Origin of the sequence: Micromonospora sp. DT227 (assembly GCF_049841835.1) — a bacterium.
GTDB lineage: Bacteria > Actinomycetota > Actinomycetes > Mycobacteriales > Micromonosporaceae > Micromonospora.
Genome location: NZ_JBNCLA010000003.1, coordinates 355,985 through 377,018 on the forward strand (window position 1 = coordinate 355,985; position 21,034 = coordinate 377,018).

Annotated in this window: 14 protein-coding genes; 2 read left to right on the forward strand and 12 right to left on the reverse strand. The window is 71.5% G+C overall.

Annotated elements, in window-relative coordinates; genetic code table 11:
* Positions 1–17: 17 nt before the first annotated feature.
* Together ACLQ2W_RS13905 and ACLQ2W_RS13910 are read right to left on the reverse strand one after the other, a co-directional pair.
* On the reverse strand, positions 18–1,412 hold the full coding sequence (locus ACLQ2W_RS13905) for a hypothetical protein (RefSeq protein WP_425786748.1): 1,395 nt from the start codon (positions 1,410–1,412) through the stop codon (positions 18–20).
* A gap of 164 nt (positions 1,413–1,576) precedes the next feature.
* Positions 1,577–2,842, reverse strand: coding sequence for a cyanophycinase (locus ACLQ2W_RS13910; RefSeq protein ID WP_425786749.1), 1,266 nt, complete (start codon positions 2,840–2,842; stop codon positions 1,577–1,579).
* 201 nt (positions 2,843–3,043) lie between these two features.
* Here ACLQ2W_RS13910 and ACLQ2W_RS13915 point away from each other — a divergent pair, with 201 nt between their 5' ends.
* A complete protein-coding gene (locus ACLQ2W_RS13915) occupies positions 3,044–4,522 on the forward strand; it encodes an arabinofuranosidase catalytic domain-containing protein (RefSeq protein ID WP_405089884.1) in 1,479 nt (492 codons plus the stop codon).
* A 64-nt stretch (positions 4,523–4,586) separates the two neighbouring features.
* Complete coding sequence (locus tag ACLQ2W_RS13920; protein ID WP_425786750.1) at positions 4,587–7,343, forward strand: beta-L-arabinofuranosidase domain-containing protein; 2,757 nt, start codon at positions 4,587–4,589, stop codon at positions 7,341–7,343.
* A 229-nt stretch (positions 7,344–7,572) separates the two neighbouring features.
* Here the strand turns inward: ACLQ2W_RS13920 and ACLQ2W_RS13925 are convergent, their stop codons facing one another.
* The 10 genes from ACLQ2W_RS13925 to mmsA all read right to left on the reverse strand — a co-directional run bounded on the left by ACLQ2W_RS13925 (position 7,573) and on the right by mmsA (position 20,995).
* The gene (locus ACLQ2W_RS13925) at positions 7,573–8,562 is read right to left on the reverse strand and encodes a LacI family DNA-binding transcriptional regulator (RefSeq protein ID WP_281942136.1); all 990 of its coding nucleotides are present in this window, start codon (positions 8,560–8,562) and stop codon (positions 7,573–7,575) included.
* 362 nt (positions 8,563–8,924) lie between these two features.
* Positions 8,925–10,427, reverse strand: a complete 1,503-nt coding sequence (araA, locus tag ACLQ2W_RS13930) for an L-arabinose isomerase (protein WP_425786751.1) — start codon at positions 10,425–10,427, stop codon at positions 8,925–8,927.
* A 26-nt stretch (positions 10,428–10,453) separates the two neighbouring features.
* The gene (gene yjfF / locus ACLQ2W_RS13935; protein ID WP_107157265.1) at positions 10,454–11,446 is read right to left on the reverse strand and encodes a galactofuranose ABC transporter, permease protein YjfF; all 993 of its coding nucleotides are present in this window, start codon (positions 11,444–11,446) and stop codon (positions 10,454–10,456) included.
* The gene (locus ACLQ2W_RS13940) at positions 11,443–12,513 is read right to left on the reverse strand and encodes an ABC transporter permease (RefSeq protein ID WP_425786752.1); all 1,071 of its coding nucleotides are present in this window, start codon (positions 12,511–12,513) and stop codon (positions 11,443–11,445) included. Before ACLQ2W_RS13940 ends, yjfF begins: the two co-directional genes overlap by 4 nt.
* Entirely contained in the window at positions 12,510–14,051 is a 1,542-nt protein-coding gene (locus tag ACLQ2W_RS13945; RefSeq protein WP_107157263.1) for a sugar ABC transporter ATP-binding protein, read from the reverse strand. Before ACLQ2W_RS13945 ends, ACLQ2W_RS13940 begins: the two co-directional genes overlap by 4 nt.
* A 74-nt stretch (positions 14,052–14,125) precedes the next feature.
* A complete protein-coding gene (locus tag ACLQ2W_RS13950) occupies positions 14,126–15,124 on the reverse strand; it encodes an ABC transporter substrate-binding protein (protein WP_425786753.1) in 999 nt (332 codons plus the stop codon).
* Between the two features lie 91 nt (positions 15,125–15,215).
* A complete protein-coding gene (locus ACLQ2W_RS13955) occupies positions 15,216–15,899 on the reverse strand; it encodes an L-ribulose-5-phosphate 4-epimerase (protein ID WP_425786754.1) in 684 nt (227 codons plus the stop codon).
* Complete coding sequence (araB, locus tag ACLQ2W_RS13960) at positions 15,896–17,578, reverse strand: ribulokinase (protein ID WP_425786755.1); 1,683 nt, start codon at positions 17,576–17,578, stop codon at positions 15,896–15,898. The genes ACLQ2W_RS13955 and araB overlap by 4 nt, the downstream gene beginning before the upstream one ends.
* A gap of 631 nt (positions 17,579–18,209) precedes the next feature.
* Positions 18,210–19,460, reverse strand: coding sequence for a multiple monosaccharide ABC transporter permease (mmsB, locus tag ACLQ2W_RS13965; RefSeq protein WP_425786756.1), 1,251 nt, complete (start codon positions 19,458–19,460; stop codon positions 18,210–18,212).
* On the reverse strand, positions 19,457–20,995 hold the full coding sequence (mmsA, locus tag ACLQ2W_RS13970; RefSeq protein WP_425786757.1) for a multiple monosaccharide ABC transporter ATP-binding protein: 1,539 nt from the start codon (positions 20,993–20,995) through the stop codon (positions 19,457–19,459). The genes mmsB and mmsA overlap by 4 nt, the downstream gene beginning before the upstream one ends.
* Positions 20,996–21,034: the final 39 nt, after the last annotated feature.

The following is a 21,034-nucleotide window of genomic DNA, read 5'->3' on the forward strand; positions in this document are numbered from 1 at the left end:
CCACGAACCCGTTCCGGTCAGGACTTCGTGATCGCGCAGGCGTAGTCGGCGGTGCCGGAGCCGGCGTACGCCTCCAGGTCGAGATGGTAGGTGGCCGAGCCGGAGGCGGTCCGGGTCAGCGTGACCGACTCGTCCGTCCCGGCGCCGTCGTTCACCGACCGGGTCAGCGTGCTGCCGGTGGCGCTGAGCAGGTACAGGTCCGCGTCGTAGGCGGACGGCACCGCGCAGTTGACGGTCAGCGTCTGTCCACTGCCGAGCGTGAGCGAGAAGTAGTCCCGGTCGGCGGTGCTCTTCATGTCCCCGGTGACGGTGGCCGGGTAGGTCAGTCCGGAGATGTCGTTCGCGGCGGTCCGGGAGTCGTTCGGCTCCACCTCGGCGTAGGACGACCCGCCCGACGGCGGCGGGGTGGTCGAGCAGTCGGTCACCGGCGTGCCGCTGTAGAGGCTGCTGTCCGGCACGCCGGCGCGCACGCTGCGCAGGTAGTAGCCGCAGGTGGGCCGGTTGGCGAAGTCGTAGCTCTGCCCGTCGGTCAGCTTCCAGATCTTGACGCCGGTGTAGGTCAGCGGCTGCCCGGACACCGCCACCTCGGGCTGGTGGTCACCGAGCACCACGTACGCGCTCGGGCCGCTGAGCGTGGCCCGGCCGGCCCGGTCGACGTAGAGCGACGCGCCCTCCTCGACCCCGACGCCCCACGCCTTGCCGCCGGCGACCAGCCCGTCCTTGACCGCGCGGGCCACGAACGCGATGGTCCGGCCCATCCGGTCCCGGGTGACGAAGTGCGAGTCGTTGATCGTGCCGGCGTAGTTCGGCCAGCGGAACATGCCGGTGGTGAACGTCAACGACCTGTCGTACGGGTTGGCCAGCGCGGTCGCCGAGGTGGTGCTCGCGGTGCAGGCGTCGTACACCACGTCGCTGTTGACGTGGTGCCCGGCGCTGCCGCCGCCGACGCCGCCGCCCTTGGCCACCACCGACTCCACCGACGCCTCCAGCGCGGTGCCCTTCCAGGCCACGTAGCGGCACTGGTCGCCGCCGGCGAAGTAGACGAACTCGGCGTTGCGGATGTCCGCGTTGACCTGACTGTTGTTGCCGTCCGCGGTGGCGGTGAGAGTGAGCGTGGTGCAGGAGTTGACGCCGGCCAGCGGCGTGATCACGTCGCACTCCGGGGTGCCGGTGCCGGAGCCGGCGACCACCACCACGTCGATCGCGCCGGTGCCGCCGCGGATCGCGTCGACCGCCCTGGTCATGGTGGCGGTGACGATGCCGCCGGAGCCGTTCATGGTGTACGCCGGGCCGGACCAGCTCGCCCGGCTGGCGTCCGTGGCGCTGCCCTGGCGTACCCGGGTGACCTGGGCGTGCGCGGCGGTGACGCCGAGCGGGGCGACGGTGAGCAGCGCGGCGGCGGCCGCCGTCACGGCGAGTCGGTGAGAGTTGCGGGAAGGGGACATGGGCACCTCCGAGGGGCCACGAAGCGATGAAACAGAAGTTACATCCATTGAGTTCACTGCTCAATACGTAACTTCTGTTACATCAAGATGACGGCGGCGCCGGGCACCGGGCCCGACGCCGCCCGCCCGCGTCAGGCCGGTCGGATGCCGACCACCACGTCGGTGAACGTGGTGGCCGTCGCGCCCCGGAAGGCCGCGAAGCCGGTGCCCCGGGTCAGCCGCGCCACCCACACCGGGTCCTTCTCGTACGACGTGCCGCCGACCGCCACGCACCCGGCACGAGCGGCCAGACCGTCCTCCACCAGCCCGACCATGGCGTAGTCGTAGAAGACGTCCTCGGACGGCGTCGCGGCGCACGCGCCGGCGGCCGGCCGGACGCGCGGCTTGCCGGCGGCCGGCACGAGCCGCCAACGCGGCGCGTCGTACGCGTCCCCGGCGGTGAGCCGGCTCCACCGCACGCCCTCGATCCCCCACACCCCGCCGTGGTCGGTGACCCGGGCCCGGCGCAGGTCCAGCACGCCGACCCCGCGCTGCCCGAGCACCCGCAGCGACTGCCGTCGGCCGCCGACGCCGGTCACCTCCAGCGCGGTGTTCTCGTCCAGGCCGAACACCCGGTGGTGCCCGGTGTCCGAGGCGAGGCGGATCGACCGCGCCTCCCGCCCCCGGCGGGAGAAGTGCGTGTCGACCAGCCCGGCGGTGAAGAACCCGAACCCGCCGCGCGGCAGGTAGCCGAGCACGTCCGGGTCGTCGAAGTAACCCGGCTTCGCGCCGTCGCGCAGCCCCGGCTCGGTGGAACCACCGGTGATCATGTCCCGGCCGGCCATGATCTGCGCGCCCGCGCTGGTGCCGGCGACCACCGCGCCGCCCCGCAGCTTGCGCCGGATCGCGGCCAGCGCCGCGCTGTCCCGCTGCGCCGCGCCCCGGGTCATCGTGGTGACGTAGCGGTACTGGTCGCCGCCGCCGAAGAAGAAGCCGGTCATCGACTCGATCTGCCGGACCACCGCCGGATCGTCGGCGGCGCCCGGGTGGTCCAGGTCGATCGGGATCCACCGGGCGTCGGCCACCCCGTAGGAGCGGAACAGGTCGGCGTAGTAGTCGCCGTTGCAGACACTGTTGTTGCAGTCCGGCGTGCCGGCGTCGGGATCCTCGGCGGGCACCGGCGCGCCCGCGGTGAGGATGCCGATCCGGGCCTTTCCGGGGCCGCCGGCCAGCCGGACGATGTCGTCGTAGATCTCCCGGTTGTCGTCGGCGAGCGCGCCGCCGACCAGCACCAGACTGCCGCCGTGGCGGTGCGGGTGGGACCCGGTGGCCGAGGCCGGGACCGCGGCGACCGGCACACTGAGCACGACCGCCGCGCAGGCGCCGACCCCCAGGGTCAGCAGGCGGTTCAAGGGCATGGTTGCTCCTCACAGAACCGTGAGGGCGGACCGCGAGCAGAGCGTACGGCATCCGCGCCGCAGCGACAATGTTGAGAGCGCTAACATCGCCTTCCGTTGATCTCCGACGCCAACGAAGCGTTGACAGTCGACTATGTAAACGCCACGCTAAGAGCGATTGTTAGCGTTAACTTGGTCGTCATCTCCGTTGGAGGAGGATCGATGGACCCCACCACCACCCGTCGTCGCCTGGCGGTCGCGCTCGCCCCCCTGGCCCTGCTCGTCGCCGTGACCGCGTCCGTGATCGCCCCGGACGCGTCCCCGGCGCGCGCCGCCGGCACCGGCCCCTGCGACATCTACGCCGCCGGCGGCACGCCCTGCGTGGCCGCGCACAGCACCACCCGCGCGCTCTACGGCGCCTACGCCGGGCCGCTCTACCAGCTACGCCGCGCGTCCGACAACACCACCCGCGACGTCGCCCCGCTCGCCGCCGGCGACGTCGCGAACGCCGCCACCCAGGACGCGTTCTGCGCCAACACGAGCTGCCTGATCAGCGTCATCTACGACCAGTCCGGCCGCGGCAACCACCTGACCCAGGCCCCGCCCGGCGGGTTCTCCGGCCCGGCGGCCGGCGGCTACGACAACCTCGCCGACGCCACACTCGCCCCGGTCACGCTGAACGGCCGCAAGGCGTACGGGGTGTTCGTGGCGCCCGGCACCGGCTACCGCGACAACACCACCAACGGCATCGCCAAGGGCGACCAACCCGAAGGCATGTACGCCATCTTCGACGGCACCCACTACAACGGCGGCTGCTGCTTCGACTACGGCAACGCCGAGACCAACAGCCGCGACAACGGCAACGGCACCATGGAAGCCATCTACTTCGGCAACATCAAGGTCTGGGGCTACGGCACCGGCAACGGCCCCTGGGTGATGGCGGACCTGGAGAACGGCCTCTTCTCCGGCGTCAATCCCGGCTACAACGCCAACGACCCGTCGGTGAGCCACCGGTTCCTGACCGCGATCGTCAAGGGCGAGCCGAACCACTGGGCCATCCGGGCCGGCAACGCCCAGTCCGGCGCGCTGTCCACGTACTACAACGGGCCCCGTCCCAACGCGCCCGGCTACAACCCGATGAAGAAGGAAGGCGCGATCATCCTCGGCATCGGCGGCGACAACAGCCACGGCTCCGCCGGCACGTTCTACGAGGGCGTGATGACCTCCGGCTACCCGACCGACGCCACCGAGAACGCGGTCCAGGCCAACATCACCGCCGCCGGCTACGCGGCGGCCACCGGCGGCAGCCGGCAGAACGTGGAGATCGTCGGCGGCCAGTCGGGCCGCTGCGTCGACGTGCCGAACGGCAGCACCACCAACGGCACCCAGGTGCAGCTCTGGGACTGCTGGGGCGGCACCATGCAGCGCTGGACCTACACCGCCGCCCGGCAACTCCAGGTGTACGGCAACAAGTGCCTCGACGCCGAGGCGTCCGGGACCACCGCCGGCACCCGGGCCATCATCTGGGACTGCAACGGCCAGGCCAACCAGCAGTGGAACCTCAACGGCAACGGCACCGTCAGCAGCGCCCAGTCCGGGCTCTGCCTCGACGCCACCAGCCAGGGCACCGCGAACGGCACCAAGGTCGCGCTCTGGACCTGCAACGGCGGCGCCAACCAGCAGTGGAACCTGCGCAACTGATCCGGCGTCCGGGCGGGCGACGGCCCGCCCGGCCGACCCCGTACTCCCGTCCCGGAGGCTTCGTATGCCCGCTCCCCTCATGAACCGCCGGATGCTCCTGCGCGCGACCGGCGCGACCGCCGTGGCGGCCACCGCCGGCGCCGCCGTCGGTTCCCTCGCCGGCGGTGGCGCGGCCGGCGCGGCGCTGGCCCCGGCCCGCCCGGACATCGGCGTCTCCGCGTACGCGTTCGACCCCGGCCAGGTACGGCTGACCGCGAGCCGCTGGCTGGACAACCAGAACCGCACGCTGTCCTACCTGCGTTTCGTCGACGTCAACCGGCTGCTCTACAACTTCCGCGCCAACCACCGGCTCTCCACCGCCGGGGCCGCCGCCAACGGTGGCTGGGACGCGCCGAACTTCCCGTTCCGCACCCACATGCAGGGCCACTTCCTGACCGCCTGGGCGCAGGCCTGGGCGGTGACCGGCGACACCACCTGCCGGGACAAGGCGGTCACCATGGTCGCCGAGCTGGCGAAGTGCCAGGCCAACAACGGCGCGGCCGGCTTCAACACCGGCTACCTGTCCGGCTTCCCGGAGTCGGACTTCACCGCGCTGGAGGCCCGGACGCTGAGCAACGGCAACGTGCCGTACTACTGCATCCACAAGACGCTGGCCGGCCTGCTCGACGTGTGGCGCCTGATCGGCAGCACCCAGGCCCGGGACGTGCTGCTGGCGCTCGCCGGCTGGGTCGACCAGCGCACCGGCCGGCTCACCTCGGCCCAGATGCAGGCCATGCTCGGCACCGAGTTCGGCGGCATGAACGCGGTGCTCACCGACCTCTACCAGCAGACCGGCGACGCCCGGTGGCTGACCACGGCGCAGCGCTTCGACCACGCCGCCGTGTTCAACCCGCTCGCGTCGAATTCCGACCAGCTCAACGGACTGCACGCGAACACCCAGGTGCCGAAGTGGATCGGCGCGGCCCGGGAGTACAAGGCCACCGGCACCACCCGCTACCGCGACATCGCCACCAACGCCTGGACCATCACCGTCGGCGCGCACACGTACGCCATCGGCGGCAACAGCCAGGCCGAGCACTTCCGCGCGCCCAACGCCATCGCCGGCTACCTGCGCAACGACACCTGCGAGGCGTGCAACACCTACAACATGCTCAAGCTGACCCGGGAGCTGTGGCAGCTCGACCCCGACCGGGTCGGATACGTCGACTTCTACGAGCGGGCGCTGCTCAACCACATGATCGGCCAGCAGAACCCGGCCGACAGCCGCGGCCACGTCACGTACTTCACCCCGCTGAACCCGGGCGGTCGACGCGGTGTCGGCCCGGCCTGGGGCGGCGGCACCTGGAGCACCGACTACAACTCCTTCTGGTGCTGCCAGGGCACCGGGCTGGAGACCAACACCAACCTGGCCGACGGCATCTACTACCACAACGGCACCACGCTGACCGTCAACCTGTTCCTGCCCTCGGTGCTCACCTGGAGCCAGCGCGGCATCACGGTCACCCAGAGCACCTCGTACCCGGTCTCGGACACCACGACGCTCACCGTCACCGGCTCGGTGGCCGGGTCGTGGACGATGCGGATCCGGATCCCGTCGTGGACCACCGGGGCGACCGTCAGCGTCAACGGCACGGCGCAGGGCATCGCCACCACGCCGGGCAGCTACGCCGTGCTGACCCGCGACTGGGCCGCCGGGGACGTGGTCACGGTCCGCCTGCCGATGCGGGTGACCACGGTGGCCGCCAACGACGACGCGGCGGTCCAGGCGGTCATGTACGGGCCGGTGGTGCTCTCCGGCAACTACGGCAACACGACGCTGAGCGCGCTGCCGACGCTTGACGTCGCCTCGGTCACCCGGACCGGAGGCAGCTCGCTGGCGTTCACCGCCACCGCGAACGGCGCCGCCGTCAACCTCGGACCCTTCTACGACGCGCACGGGTTCAACTACACGGTCTACTGGCGGGCCGGCACGGGCGGCGGCGGTGGCGGCGAGGCGAGCTTCCGGCTGGCCAACGCCGCCAGCGGGCTCGTGCTGGGCATCCAGAACATGTCCACCGCCGACGGCGGGCTCGCCCTCCAGTGGGGCGACACCGGCACCGCCGACCACGACTGGCAGCTCCTGGTCGACGGGTCGGCGCTGAAACTACGCAACGTCAACAGCGGCAAGGTGCTCGGCGTGGAGAACATGTCCACCACCGACAACGCGCGGATCCTCCAGTGGGCCGACAACGGCACCGCCGACCACCTCTGGACCGTGGTCGACGTCGGCGACGGCACCCACAAGCTGCGCAACGTCAACAGCGGCAAGCTGCTCGGCATCTCCGGCGGCTCGACCGCGCAGGGCGCGACGGCGGTGCAGGACCCGGACAACGGCAGCGCGGACAACCAGTGGCGCTTCCTGCCCAACGGCACCCGCCGGCTCCAGAACCTCGGCAGCGGGCTCGTGCTCGGCGTGCAGGACATGTCCACCGCCGACGGCGGGCTGGTCATCCAGTGGGGCGACTCCGGCACCGCCGACCACCTCTGGACCGCGCTCGTGGACACCGGCGGCTACCTGCGGCTGCGCAACTCGAACAGCGGCAGGGTGCTCGGTGTCGAGGGCGGCTCCACCGCTGCCGGCGCGCGGATCGTCCAGTGGGCCGACAACGGCGCCGCCGACCACCGCTGGCGGCTGCGCCACGGCGGGAACGGCTACTTCCGGATCCAGTGCGCGAACGGCGGTCGGGTGCTCGGCCTGAGCGGCGGCTCCGGCAGCCAGGGGGCGCAGGCCGTGCTCAGCGACGATTCCGGCGCCGCGCACCAGCGCTGGCGCTTCGTCTGAGACTCGGGGTACGCGTCGGGGCGCCCCGCCCCGCGTACCTCCGTGGTGACGCCGTCGCCGCCGGGCCGGGCGACCCGGCGGCGACGGCTCCGCCCCGCCGCGCGAGCCGGCTGATCGGACGCGCCCGGCGGACGCCCGGTCGGCGGACGCTGACGCCCCTGCCGAGCCCACCGGCTCGGCGCGGGGCCGGGGTGGGCCGAAGAACCGCTCAGCGCAGCGGGGGCGAGGCTCAGCGCACCGGGGGTGGGCCGACGCTGCGGCGCGGGACCAGCGTCGGCGCGATGGTCTGCCGCAGCGGCCCGACGCTTGCGGACTCGATCTGGGTCAGCAGCAGATCGAGGCTCGCCCGGGCCACCGCCCCGAAGTCGGGCCGCACGGTGGTCAGCGGCGGGATGAAGTAGGCCGCCTCCGGCACGTCGTCGAAACCGACCACGCTGATGTCGTCCGGCACCCGTCGGCCGTGCTCGTGCAGCGCCCGCAGCACACCGAGCGCCAGGTGGTCGTTGGCGGTGAAGACGGCGGTGACCTCCGGCATCCGGGCCAGCATCTGACCGCACCGGTAACCCGCCGCGGCCGACCAGTCCGCCGGGACCAGCGGCGGCACCTCGGCGCCGGCGAGCCGCAACGCCTCGCGCCAGCCCTCGATCCGGCCGGCGCTGTCGAACCAGTCCGACGGGCCGGACACGTGCCAGACCGTGCGGTGCCCGGCGTCGAGCAGGTGCTGGGTGGCGGCCCGGGCACCGGCCACCTGGTCCACCGTCACCAGCGGGATCGGCCGGCGCGGATCGCCGTCGACGGTCACCAGCGGCACGTCGTGGGGCAGCCGTTCCAGTGCCTCGCCGGCCGACTCGACCGGCGCGATCACCACGATGCCGGCCACCCGGTGCGCGAGGTGACGCTCCACCGCGGCCGAGATGGACCGGTGGTCGAGGTCGCTGACGCTGCCCACGCTGACCGCGAAGCCGGCCTCGGCGGCGGTCTGCTCCAGCGCGGCCAGCAGCGAGGCCGGGCCGTAGAGCGTGGTGTTCTGCGCGACCACGCCGATCACCTGGGACCGGCCGGTGACCAGCGCGCGGGCCGCGCGGTTGGGTCGGTAGCCGAGTTCGGTGATCGCCGCCTGGACCCGTAGTCGGGTCTGCTCCCGCACATTGGGATGCCCGTTCAACACCCGGGAAACCGTCTGGTGCGAGACGCCGGCGAGGCGTGCCACGTCCGTCATCGCAGGACCGCGCACGGCCACCTCACTTTCGCCACTGCCCACGTGGCCGAACCGGGTCGACGTCGACCGGGCCGGCCCGGGTGGCGACAGTCTACGCCAGTTGTCCCACCGGTCACGGTACGGTCGATCCACCGTTCGCGTCATCCTGTCGGATTATCGGAGAATTGACGACGAGCCCATTCTCCATTCATGGCGACCACGGGGAAGCCGCAGCTCCGGACCCGGTCGGAGGACCGGGGTGGGGCATTTCCGGCGAGTGCCGGCACCCCACCCCGGGCAATTCTCCGGCGCGTCAGGCGCGGAAAATGGTGACCCGCGTCACGGCGACCGAACCGGTTTCCGGTGCAGAACTGCCGGCCCGGTCAGAATCCGCGGGCGAGCCGGTAGTACGCCTGGTTCCAGCGCAGCTCGTCGGCGAAGCGGTGCGCCTCGGTGTCACCGTCGATGACCACCAGCTCGGTACGCGTCATCGCGGCCAGGTCGCGCAGCTCCTCCACACCCACCGCCTGGGAGAGCACGGTGTGGTGCGGCGCGCCCGCCGTGATCCACGCCTCCGCCGAACCGGACAGGTCCGGCCGGGGCCGCCAGACCGCGCGGGCCACCGGCAGCCGGCGCAACGGCTGCGGCGGCGGCACCACGTCGACCACGTTGGCCACCAGCCGGAACCGCTCCCCCATGTCGGCCATGCCGAGCACCACGGCCGGGCCGGACGCCGCGTTGAAGACCAGCCGGACCGGGTCCTCCCGCCCACCGATGCCCAACGGGTGCACCTCCGCCGTCGGCACGTCCGCGGCGATGCTCGGGCACACCTCCAGCATGTGCGCGCCGAGCACCAGCTCGTGCCCGAACGTCAGGTCGTAGGTGTAGTCCTCCATGAAGGACGTGCCGCCCTCGACGCCGACGGCCATCGCCTTCAGCGTCCGGACCAGCACGGAGGTCTTCCAGTCCCCTTCCCCGCCGAAGCCGTACCCCTCGGCCATCAGCCGCTGCACCGCGATGCCGGGAAGCTGGCGCAGGCCGCCCAGGTCCTCGAAGTTCGTGGTGAACGCGTGGAAGCCGCCGGTGTCCAGGAACGCGCGCAGACCCAACTCCTGGCGGGCGGCGTAACGCAGCGAGTCGTGCCGGTCACCGCCGGGACGCAGCGCGGCGTCCACCCGGTAGGTGTCGTCGTACTCCTTGACCAGGTCGTCCACCTGCGCGTCGGCGACCGCGTCGACCGCGTCGACCAGATCGTTCACGCCGTAGGTGTTGACCGAGACGCCGAACCGCAGCTCCGCCTCGACCTTGTCCCCCTCGGTCACCGCGACGTCGCGCATGTTGTCGCCGAACCGGGCCAGCCGCAGCGTCCGCATCGACGACCAGCCGACCGCCGCGCGGGCCCAGGCCCCCACCCGGCCGACCACCCGCGGGTCGGTGACGTGGCCGGCGATCGTCTTGCGGGCCACCCCGAGCCGGGTCTGGATGTACCCGAACTCGCGGTCGCCGTGCGCGGCCTGGTTCAGGTTCATGAAGTCCATGTCGATGGTGTCCCACGGCAGCGCCACGTTGGCCTGCGTGTGCAGGTGCAGCAGCGGCGTCTGCAGCGCGTCCAGCCCGGCGATCCACATCTTCGCCGGCGAGAACGTGTGCATCCAGGCGATCACCCCGACCGCGCCCTGCACGGCCGCGTCCCGGCACACCGCCAGGATGTCCGCGCTGGAGGTCAGGACCGGCTTCCAGCACACCCGGACCGGGATGTCCGGCGAGGCGTCCAACCGGGCGGCGATCTCCCGGGACTGGTCGGCGACCTGCCGGAGCGTGTCCTCGCCGTAGAGGCCCTGGCTGCCGGTGAGGAACCAGACCTCGGGCTGGGGGTGAGTTGCCATGTTGTTGCCTTCCGCGCTAGGAGCCGTCACTTGAACCGGATGCCGATGAGGCGCTGGAGGAGGATGAACGCGAAGAGCAGCCCGCCGATCACGATCTTCGTCCACCAGGAGTTGAGGCTGCCGTCGAACGTGATCAGCGTCTGGATGACGCCGAGCACCAGCACGCCGAGAACGGTGCCGAAGACGTAGCCGGACCCGCCGGTGAGGACGGTCCCGCCGATCACGACCGCGGCGATCACGTCCAGCTCCATGCCGACGGCGATCAGCGGCGCGCCGGAGAGCGTGTAGAACGACAGCAGGATGCCGCCGATCGCCGAGCACAGCCCGCTGATGGTGTAGACGGCGATCCGGGTGCGCCCGACCGGCAGGCCCATCAGCAGCGCCGACTGCGCGTTGCCGCCGACCGCGTACACGTTGCGGCCGAACCGGGTGTACGCCAGCACGTACGCGGCCACCAGGACCACCGCGAACGCGATCAGCACACTTATCGACACGAAGTTCCCGGCCGGATTGCCGATGCGCTCCTGGGACATGCCGGTCCAGAAGCCGTCGGTGATGGAGATCGAGGCGCCGCTGATGAACGTGCACATGCCCCGGGCGAAGAACATCCCGGCGAGCGTGACGATGAACGGTTGGATGTCGAAGAAGTGGATCGCGCAGCCCATCAGGAACCCCAGGATCGGGCCGATGAGCAACGCGATCACGAGCACCAGGGCCGCCGGCATGCCGTCGCGCAGCAGCGCGGCCGACACCATCGCGGTCATCGCGACCACCGCGCCCACGGACAGGTCGATGCCGCCGGTGAGGATGACGAACGTCATGCCGACCGCGACCACGAGCACGAAACCGTTGTCGATGAAGACGTTGAAGATGACCTGGACATTGGAGAAGGCGCGGTACTGCGACACCCCGATGCCGTACATGACCAGCAACAGCGTGAGGGTGGCCAGGACGGGGACGTGCCGCCGGGACAGGCTGGGCCGCCAGGACCGGCCGGTGGTCAACGACGTGCTGGTCATGCCGGCACCTGCTCCTTCTCCCGCTGCGGGGTCGCCGGGCCGGGCTCGACGCCGCGCCGGCGGCGACGGAACCGGGCCCGGAACGCCGGGGCCTGCACGAGGCAGACGGCGATGACGACGACTGCCTTGAACAGCAGCGACGTCTGCGGCGAAATGTTCATGGCGTACACCGTGGTGGTCAGCGTCTGGATGATCAGCGCGCCGAGGACGGTGCCGCTGAGCGAGAACCGGCCACCGGCCAGTGAGGTGCCGCCGATGACCACCGCGAGGATCGCGTCGAGTTCGATCCAGAGCCCGGCGGCGTTGCCGTCCGCGCTGGACACGTTCGCGGTGACCATGAAGCCGGCCAACGCGGCACAGGCGGCGCTGACCACGTAGACGAGGAAGACGATCCGCCGGGACCGGATGCCGGCCAGCCGGCTGGCCTCGGCGTTGCCGCCGACCGACTCGACGATCAGCCCGAGCGCGGTACGCCGGGTGAACGCGGCCACCAGCAACGCCGCGGCGAGCGCGATCAGGATGGCCAGCGGCAGCGTCAGGAAGTGCCCGAGCCCGATGGCCCGGTAGGGCTCGGAGTTGATCGTGATGATCTGGCCCTCGGTGACGAGCTGGGCGATTCCCCGGCCGGCCACCATGAGGATCAGTGTGGCGATGATGGGCTGGATGCCGATCACCGCGACCAGCACCCCGTTCCACGCGCCGAGCACCAGCGCGACGCCGAACGCCAGCGCCAGCGCGGTGAGCACGGTGGACGGGCTGTTCGGGTCGGCCGCCTCACTGATGTGCAGGCAGGCGATCGCGCCGCTGATGGCGCAGAGCGAGCCGACGGACAGGTCGATGCCACCGGTGGCGATGACCAGGGTCATCCCGAGCGCGACGAGGATCAGCGGCGCGCTCAGCCGGAGGATGTCGATCGGGGTGCCGTACAGGTGGCCGCTCTTGACCTCCACGGCGAGAAAGCCGGGCCGGTAGACCGTGTTCGCGAGGATCATGACCACGAGCACCAGGGCCGGCCAGAACAGGCGGTGCCCGGTCAGCGGGCGGAGGCGGTCGGTGAGGGTGTTCATCGGTTCACCTCCTCCCGGGGGGTTCCGCTGGCGATGGTGCGCATGACGCGGTCCGCGTCGAGCGTGTCGTCGTTGGTGAGCTGGGCGACCATCTCACGGTCCCGCATGACGGCGACCCGGTGGCTCAGGCGCAGCACCTCCTCCAGTTCGGCGGAGATGAACAGCACCGCCATGCCGCCGTCGGAGAGCTGCACCACCAGCTTCTGGATCTCGGCCTTGGCACCGATGTCGATGCCGCGGGTGGGCTCGTCGAGGATGAGCAGGCGCGGCTCGGTGATGAGCCAACGCGCCAGCAGCACCTTCTGCTGGTTGCCGCCGGAGAGGTTGCGCACCGGCAGCTCCGGGTTCGCCGGCCGGATGCTGAGCGCCTGGACGTACTTCTGGACCAGCTCGTCCTGCCGGCGACGCGGGATCGGCCGCAGCCAGCCGCGGGCGGCCTGCATCGCCAGGATCATGTTCTCCCGGACCGACAGCTCCGGAACGATGCCCTCCGCGCGGCGGTTCTCCGAGCAGAAGCCGATGCCCCGGTCGATGGCCTGGATCGGGGTACGCAGCGGCGCCCGGCCGCCGTCGACGAGGACCTGGCCGTGGTCGGCGCGGTCGGCGCCGAAGAGCAGCCGGGCCACCTCGGTGCGGCCGGAGCCGAGCAGGCCGGCCAGGCCGACCACCTCACCGGCGTGGATGCGCAGGCTGAACGGGGCGACCGCCCCGCGCCGGCCCAGCTCCGTGGCGTCCACCAGCGGAGCTCGCCCGTCCGGCGCGACGGTGGCGCGTTTCTGCTGCTCGTCGAGGCGCTCCAGCACGTCCAGCTCCTGGCCGATCATCTTCTCCACCAGGCTGAACTGGGGCAGCTCCTCGGTGCGGTACTCCCCCACCAGGGTGCCGTTGCGCAGCACCGTGATGCGGTCGGCGATGCCGTAGACCTGGTCGAGGAAGTGCGTGACGAACAGGATCGCGATCCCCTCGTCCCGGAGCTGGCGCATGATCCGGAAGAGCTGGGCGACCTCGCCGGCGTCCAGGCTGGAGGTCGGTTCGTCGAGGATGAGCACCCGGGCCCGCACGTCGATGGCCCGGGCGATGGCGACCATCTGCTGCACGGCGAGCGAGTACGTGCCGAGCGGCGCGGCGACGTCCAGGTCGAGGTCGAGCCGGGCCAGGAGCGCCCGGGCCCGGCGACGCATCTCGCCCCAGCGCACGGCGCCCAGCCGGCGGGGCTCCCGGCCGATGGAGATGTTCTCCGCCACCGACAGGTTCGTGCAGAGATTGACCTCCTGGTAGACGGTGCTGACGCCGGCTGCGGCGGCCTGCATCGGACCGGAGAAGGACACCTGCTCACCGGCGAGCGTGACGGTGCCGGCGTCGGTGCCGTAGACGCCGGTCAACACCTTGATCAGGGTCGACTTGCCGGCGCCGTTCTCGCCCATGAGGGCGTGGACCTCGCCCGGGAACAGCCGGAAGTCGACGTCGTGGAGCGCGCGGACCCCGGGGAAGGTCTTGCTGATTCCGGTCATGGTCAGGACCGGACGGTCACCCGTCATGCCATCGGACCTCTTCTGAAACGGTGGTGGCACGGGGGCCGCCGTCGGTGCGACGGCGGCCCCCGGTGTGGGGCTCAGTACTTGCGGTTGGGCAGCGCTTCCTTCGCCGTCTCCTGCGTGAAGGTGGTCTCCTCGGTCTCGATCCGGGGCGGCACCTCCTCGCCGGCCTTGACCTTCTTGGCCAGGTCCATCAGCTGCGGGCCGAGCAGCGGGCTGCACTCGGCGATGAAGTTGAACTTGCCGTCCGCGAGCGCCTGCATGCCGTCCTTCACCGCGTCCACGGTGATGATGGTGATGTCCTTGCCGGGCACCTTGCCGGCCGCGGTGATCGCCTCGAGCGCGCCCAGGCCCATGTCGTCGTTGTGCGCGAAGAGCACGTCGATCTTCGGGTTGGCCTTCAGGAACTGCTCCATGACCTGCTTGCCGCCGGCGCGGGTGAAGTCACCGGACTGCGACGCGACGATCTTCAGGTTGGGGTTGGCCGCGATGGCCTCGCCGAAGCCCTTCTTCCGGTCGTTCGCCGGCGCCGAGCCGGTCGTGCCCTGAAGCTCGACGATGTTGACCGGACCGGTGGCCGCCTTCTTCTGCTCCACCAGCCACTCACCGGCGAGTCGGCCCTCCTTGACGAAGTCCGAGCCGAGGAACGTCTTGTAGAGCGACTTGTCGGCCGAGTCGACCGCGCGGTCGGTCAGGATCACCGGGATCTTGGCGTCCTTGGCCTCCTTGAGCACGGTGTCCCAGCCGGACTCCACCACCGGCGAGAAGGCGATGACGTCGACCTTCTGCTGGATGAAGTTCCGGATCGCCTTGATCTGGTTCTCCTGCTTCTGCTGCGCGTCGTCGAACTTCAGCTCGACGCCGGCCTGACCCGCCGCCTCCTTGATCGAGGTGGTGTTGGCGGTCCGCCAGCCGCTCTCGGCGCCGACCTGGGAGAAGCCCAGGACGAGCTTGTCACTGCCGCCGCTGCCGGAATCGCCGCCGGTGTCGCTGTTGCCGCAGGCGACCATGCCGCCGGCGAGCAGCACGCCGGTCAGGACCGCGATCACCGTACGGGCCGTACTCCTGGTTCGCATCGTTCTCCTCGGGGTGGGGTGATCCGGGCGCGCGACCGGCGGAGCCGGGGCGACCGGTTGTGGTGGTGGGATGAGGTGGTGCTGGTCCGGGTCACCCGGCGGGCGGGCGCTGGCCGTACACGTTCTGGTAGCGGTCGTGGAGCGCGTCGACGTCGGCCGACGCGATGGGCAGCGGCGGCCCGAGCGCGCGGGCCAGGTGCGCGGTGCGGGCGACGTCCTCGCACATCACCGCCGCCTTGACCGCCGCGCGGGCGTCCCTGCCGATGCTGAACACGCCGTGGTTGCGCATGAGCACCGCGGGCGAGCGGTGCCCGGACAGCGTGCTGACGATGCCCTTGCCGATGTCGTCGCCGCCGATCAGCGCGAACGGACCGACCGGGATCTCGCCGCCGAACTCGTCGGCCTGCGCGGTCAACCAGCACGGGATCGCCTCGCCCCGGGCCGCCCAGGCGGTGGCGTAGCCGCTGTGCGTGTGCACCACGCCGCCGACCTCGGGCATCGCGCGGTAGACGTAGGCGTGCGCGGCGGTGTCACTCGACGGCGAGCCGGCGCCGTCGACCACGACCCCGTTGAGGTCGCAGACCACCATCGTGTCGGCGGTGAGGTCGTCGTAGTCCACGCCGCTCGGCTTGATCACCATCAGGTCCTGGCCGGGGACGCGCGCCGAGACGTTGCCGGCCGTCCAGGCCACCAGGCGGTAGCGGGTCAGCTCGCCGTGCAGGCGGGCCACCGTCTCGCGGAGCGCGGTGACCTGCCGGGCGATGTCGGGGTTCATCCGACCACCTCCAGGGCCGGGTCGGCGGGCGTCACGGCGGCGTCCACCGCCGCGTTCCGGATCGCCCGCAGGCGGAGCATGACGTCGTTCGCGCCGCGACCGAAGTGGTCGTGCAGCGCCCGGTACTCGGCGTAGAGCGCGTCGTACGCCCGCACGTTCTCCGGGATCGGCCGGTAGACGGCCTCGTCCACCCGCCCCATGGCCGCCGACGCCTCGTGGATCGACGGGTACGCCCCGGCGGCGACCGCCGCGTGGATGGCCGACCCGAGCGCCGGCCCCTGGGCGGAGCCGATGATGCCCAACGGCCGGTTGGTGACGTCGGCGTAGATCTGCATCAGCAGGCGGTTCGAGGTGAGCCCGCCGGCCACCACCAGGTCGTCGACCGGCACGCCCGCCTCGGCGAACGCCTCCACGATCATCCGGGTGCCGTACGCGGTGGCCTCCAGCAGCGCGCGGTAGACGTCCGGCGGTCGGGTGGCCAGCGTCAGCCCGACGATCAGCCCGCTGAGGTCGTGGTTGACCAGCAGCGAGCGGTTGCCGTTCCACCAGTCCAGCGCCACCAGCCCGTGTGCGCCGACCGGTTGGGCGGCGGCCAGCTCGGTGAGCCGCTCGTGCGAGTCGAGGCCGGTCGGGGCGGCGTGCCGCACGAACCAGCCGAAGATGTCCCCCACGCCGCTCTGCCCGGCCTCGAAGCCCCAGGCGCCCGGGCTGATGCCGCCGTCGACCACGCCGCACATGCCGGGGACCTCGGCGGGGTGGGTGCCGTTGAGCACGTGGCAGGTGGAGGTGCCCATGATCGCCACCAGCCGGCCCGGGCGTAGCGCCTGCGCGGACGCGGCGGTGACGTGCGCGTCGACGTTGCCGACCGCGACCGCGATGCCCTCCGGCAGCCCGGTCCAGGCCGCGGCGCGGGCGCTCAGCGCGCCGGCCCGGTCGCCCAGCGGCCGCAGCGGGCCGTCCAGCTTGGCCACGAAGTCGGGGAAGCCGGGGTCGAGCGCGGCGAGGTACTCCGGTGACGGGTAGCGGCCGTCCTGCCGGATTCCCTTGTAGCCGGCGGTGCAGACGTTACGGGTCTCCGCGCCGCACAGCTCCCAGACGATCCAGTCGGCCGCCTCGATGAAGCGCTCGGCCCGCCGGTAGACCTCGGGGTCCTCGGCCAGGATCTGCAACCCCTTGGCGAACTGCCACTCGGCGGAGATCTTGCCGCCGTAGCGGCCGATCCACGGCTCGCCGCGCTCGTGGGCGAGGGCGTTGATCCGGTCGGCCTGCGGCTGCGCGGCGTGGTGCTTCCACAGCTTGACCCAGGCGTGCGGCCGGTGGCGCAGCTCCGGGACCTCGCACAGCGGCGTGCCGTCGGCGAGCGTCGGCAGCACGGTGCAGGCGGTGAAGTCGGTGCCGATGCCGACCACCCGGGCCGGGTCCACCCCGGCGGCGGCCAGCGCGGCCGGCACCGCCTCGCGCAGCACGTCGCGGTAGTTGTCCGGGTCCTGCAGGGCCCAGTCCGGGGGCAGCGCCGGGCCGCCGTCGGGCAGCGCCGTCTCGATCACCCCGTGCCGGTACTCGTGCACCGCGGTGCCGAGTTCGGCGCCGTCCCGGACCCGCACCACGAGCGCCCGCCCGGACAGCGTGCCGAAATCGACCCCGACCACGTACCGGTCGGTCGCCTCCACGTCGCTCATCTACACCTCCACCGCGTCACGGAGTTAGTGTTAGCGCTCACATATACATCCGTCAAGACACCTCCGCGCAACGGCTGCGTAACGGAGCCGACGGCGACGCCGCACCCTCCACCGTCGGCGCGGGGACCGGCCCGCCCAGGCCGACGGAAGATCCACCACGGACGCCGACGACCGGCTGTCGACACCCGGACAGGGCGCGTTGTTAGCGACAACAATCGATGCCCTGAGAGTCGGTGGAAGAACGGAGCGGGCAGCGACCCGACGGGACGTACGGAGACACGGCGCGACGCCCCGCAGAGGGGCTCTCAACGGCCCGTTTCCGACCCGACCGGCGGCCGGAGGGCCGCCCGGGCGACCACGACGCGACGGGCACGATGATGTACACACTTTGATGTCAGCGATAACATTCCTGACCTCGCCGTGCCGCTGTGCACCCCCGGGACGGGACGACCCCGCAGCACCCCGGAGGGACGGCCGGGGCCGCGACGAGTGGCCGATCCGGTCGGACGCCGACGCGGCCGTGGACCGGTGACATCGGGCCCGGAACGACACGACGGATGCCGGCCGCCGCCGCGTGCACGACGGCGACCGGATGGCCGGCCGGACGGCGCACCCCCGTCCGGCCGGCCGCTCACCGGCTGCCCGCGGCCCGGCGCTTGTTCCAGATGTCGAACGCCACCGCGGCGAGCAGCACCAGCCCCTTCACCACCGACTGGATCGACTGGTCGATGCCCATGAGCTGCATGCCGTTGCTCATCACCGCCATGATCAGGCCACCCACCATCGCGCCGACCACGGTGCCCACCCCGCCGGTGACCGCCGCGCCGCCGATGAAGGCCGCCGCGATCGCGTCCAGCTCGAACATGTTGCCCGCCGCCGGCTGGGCCCCGTTGGAGCGCGACGAGTAGATCACGCCGGCCACCGCGGAGAGGAAGCCCATGTTGACGAAGACCCAGAAGTTGACCGTCTTCACCCGCACGCCGGACAGCGTCGCCGCCGGCAGGTTGCCGCCGATCGCGTAGACCTGGCGACCGAAGACGGTACGGCGGGTGAGCAGGCCGTAGACGAGCACCAGCACGGCCAGGACGATCAGCACGATCGGCAGGCCCCGGGCGTGCGCGAGCTGCCAGGCGAACCACATGACGACCGCGCCGACCACCGCCACCCGCAGCACGAAGAGCGGGAACGACTCCACCGGCTGCTCGTGGCGGACCCGGGCCAGCCGGGTCCGGAACACGCTCGCCGCGTACCCCACCACCGCGAAGACGCCGATGAACAGCGTGAACGCGTCGAAGCCCTGCCCGCCGAGCAGGCCGTTGAGGAAGCCCGCCGCGACCCGCTGGTAGTCGGCCGGGAACGGCGACAGCGAGATGTTGTCCAGCACCCGCAGCGTCAGGCCGCGGAACAACAGCATGCCGGCCAGCGTGACGATGAACGCCGGAATGCCGGCGTACGCGACCCAGAGACCGTGCCAGGCGCCCACCGCGACGCCCACGGCGAGCGCGGCGAGGATGCCGACCCACCACGGCATGCCCTCCCGGATCACCAGTACGGCCGAGACCGCGCCGGTCAGCGCGACCACCGACCCGACGGACAGGTCGATGTGGCCACCGATGATCACGATGACCATGCCGATCGCGAGCACCAGGATGTAGGAGTACTGAAGAACGATGTTGGTGAGGTTGCCGGGGCTCAGCGAGACGCCGTCGGTGAGGATCGCGAACAGCGCGACGATCACCACCAGGGCGATGTAGATGCCGCTCTGCCGCAGGTTGCCGAGGATCAGCGTCCGCGGGTCACTGGTCCCGGTCTTCAGGGTGGCGGCCGCGCCGGTGTCGGGCGCGTCGACCTTCGGGGAGGTGGCGGGCTTCGTGCTGGTCATCCGACGAGATCCCTGTCCTTGGTCATGAGTTCCATCAGGTTCTCCTGGGTGGCGTCGCCCACCGGCACCTCGCCGGTGATCCGGCCGGCCGCCAGGGTGTAGATGCGGTCGCACATGCCGAGCAGCTCGGGCAGCTCGGAGGAGATGATGACGACGGCCTTGCCGTCCGCCACCAGGCGGTTGACGATGGTGTAGATCTCGAACTTCGCCCCGACGTCGATGCCCCGGGTCGGCTCGTCGAGGATCAGCACGTCCGGGTCGGTGAACAGCCACTTCGCCAGCACGACCTTCTGCTGGTTGCCGCCGGAGAGCTTGCCCACCACCGACATGACGCTCGGCGCCTTGATGTTCATGTCGCGCCGGCCCCGCTCGGCGACCGTGATCTCCTCGTTGCCGTCGATCCAGCCGTTGCGCGCGAGCTTGCCGAGCGCGGCGGCCGAGATGTTGCCCCGCACGTCGTCGATCAGGTTGAGGCCGTAGTGCTTGCGGTCCTCGGTCGCGTACGCGATGCCGGCGGCGATCGCCTCGGTCACCGTGCGGGTCCGCACCTGGCGGCCGTTGACGAAGACCCGGCCGGTGATGTCCCGACCGTACGCGCGGCCGAACACGCTCATCGCCAGCTCGGTGCGGCCGGCGCCCATCAGGCCGGCGATGCCGACCACCTCGCCGGCGCGGACCGTGAGTGAGGCATGGTCCACCACCAGCCGGTCCTGCGTCGGGTGACGCACGGTCCAGTCCTCGATCCGCAGCACCTCGGCGCCGGGCGTCGACGTCCGGGTCGGGTAGAACGCCGCGAGGTCGCGACCGACCATGCCGCGGATGATCCGGTCCTGGGTCGCCGTGCCGTCGCTCATGTTCAGCGTCTCGACCGTGCGGCCGTCCCGGATCACGGTCGTCGAGTCCGCGACCGCGGTGATCTCGCCCAGCTTGTGCGAGATCATGATGCAGGTGATGCCCTGGTCGCGAAGCCGCCGCAGCAGGTCCAGCAGGTGCGCCGAGTCGACGTCGTTGAGCGCCGCGGTCGGCTCGTCCAGGATGAGCAGCCGCACCTTCTTGGACAGCGCCTTGGCGATCTCCACCAGTTGCTGCTTGCCCACCCCGAGCTGGATCACCGGGGTCACCGGGTTCTCGTGCAGCCCGACCGAGCGCAGCAGCGCCGCGGCCTCCGCGTTGGTCCGGTGCCAGTCGATCAGCCCGGCGCGACCACGGCGCTCGTTGCCGAGGAAGATGTTCTCGGCGATCGACAGGTACGGCACCAGCGCCAGCTCCTGGTGGATGATGACGATGCCGTGGGACTCGCTGTCCCGGATGCCCCGGAACCCGACCGGCTCGCCGTCGAGGACGATCTGCCCGTCGTAGCTGCCGGTCGGGTACACCCCGGACAACACCTTCATCAGGGTGGACTTGCCGGCGCCGTTCTCGCCGCAGATCGCGTGGATCTCGCCGCGCCGGACGGCGAGCGAGACGTCCTGGAGCGCGGCCACTCCGGGAAAGGTCTTCGTGATGTTCCGCATTTCGAGGATGTGATCGCTCATGGAAACCGTCCTGCTCGTGGCCGTCGCGTCGGTGCGCCG

Excerpts from the sequence above, each read along its gene's own strand:
- ACLQ2W_RS13910 (WP_425786749.1), bottom strand. The coding sequence starts at position 2,842 with ATGCCCTTGAACCGCCTGCTGACCCTGGGGGTCGGCGCCTGCGCGGCG.
- ACLQ2W_RS13915 (WP_405089884.1), top strand. The coding sequence starts at position 3,044 with ATGGACCCCACCACCACCCGTCGTCGCCTGGCGGTCGCGCTCGCCCCC.
- ACLQ2W_RS13920 (WP_425786750.1), top strand. The coding sequence starts at position 4,587 with ATGCCCGCTCCCCTCATGAACCGCCGGATGCTCCTGCGCGCGACCGGC.
- ACLQ2W_RS13925 (WP_281942136.1), bottom strand. The coding sequence starts at position 8,562 with ATGACGGACGTGGCACGCCTCGCCGGCGTCTCGCACCAGACGGTTTCC.
- araA (WP_425786751.1), bottom strand. The coding sequence starts at position 10,427 with ATGGCAACTCACCCCCAGCCCGAGGTCTGGTTCCTCACCGGCAGCCAG.
- yjfF (WP_107157265.1), bottom strand. The coding sequence starts at position 11,446 with ATGACCAGCACGTCGTTGACCACCGGCCGGTCCTGGCGGCCCAGCCTG.
- ACLQ2W_RS13940 (WP_425786752.1), bottom strand. The coding sequence starts at position 12,513 with ATGAACACCCTCACCGACCGCCTCCGCCCGCTGACCGGGCACCGCCTG.
- ACLQ2W_RS13945 (WP_107157263.1), bottom strand. The coding sequence starts at position 14,051 with ATGACGGGTGACCGTCCGGTCCTGACCATGACCGGAATCAGCAAGACC.
- ACLQ2W_RS13950 (WP_425786753.1), bottom strand. The coding sequence starts at position 15,124 with ATGCGAACCAGGAGTACGGCCCGTACGGTGATCGCGGTCCTGACCGGC.
- ACLQ2W_RS13955 (WP_425786754.1), bottom strand. The coding sequence starts at position 15,899 with ATGAACCCCGACATCGCCCGGCAGGTCACCGCGCTCCGCGAGACGGTG.
- araB (WP_425786755.1), bottom strand. The coding sequence starts at position 17,578 with ATGAGCGACGTGGAGGCGACCGACCGGTACGTGGTCGGGGTCGATTTC.
- mmsB (WP_425786756.1), bottom strand. The coding sequence starts at position 19,460 with ATGACCAGCACGAAGCCCGCCACCTCCCCGAAGGTCGACGCGCCCGAC.
- mmsA (WP_425786757.1), bottom strand. The coding sequence starts at position 20,995 with ATGAGCGATCACATCCTCGAAATGCGGAACATCACGAAGACCTTTCCC.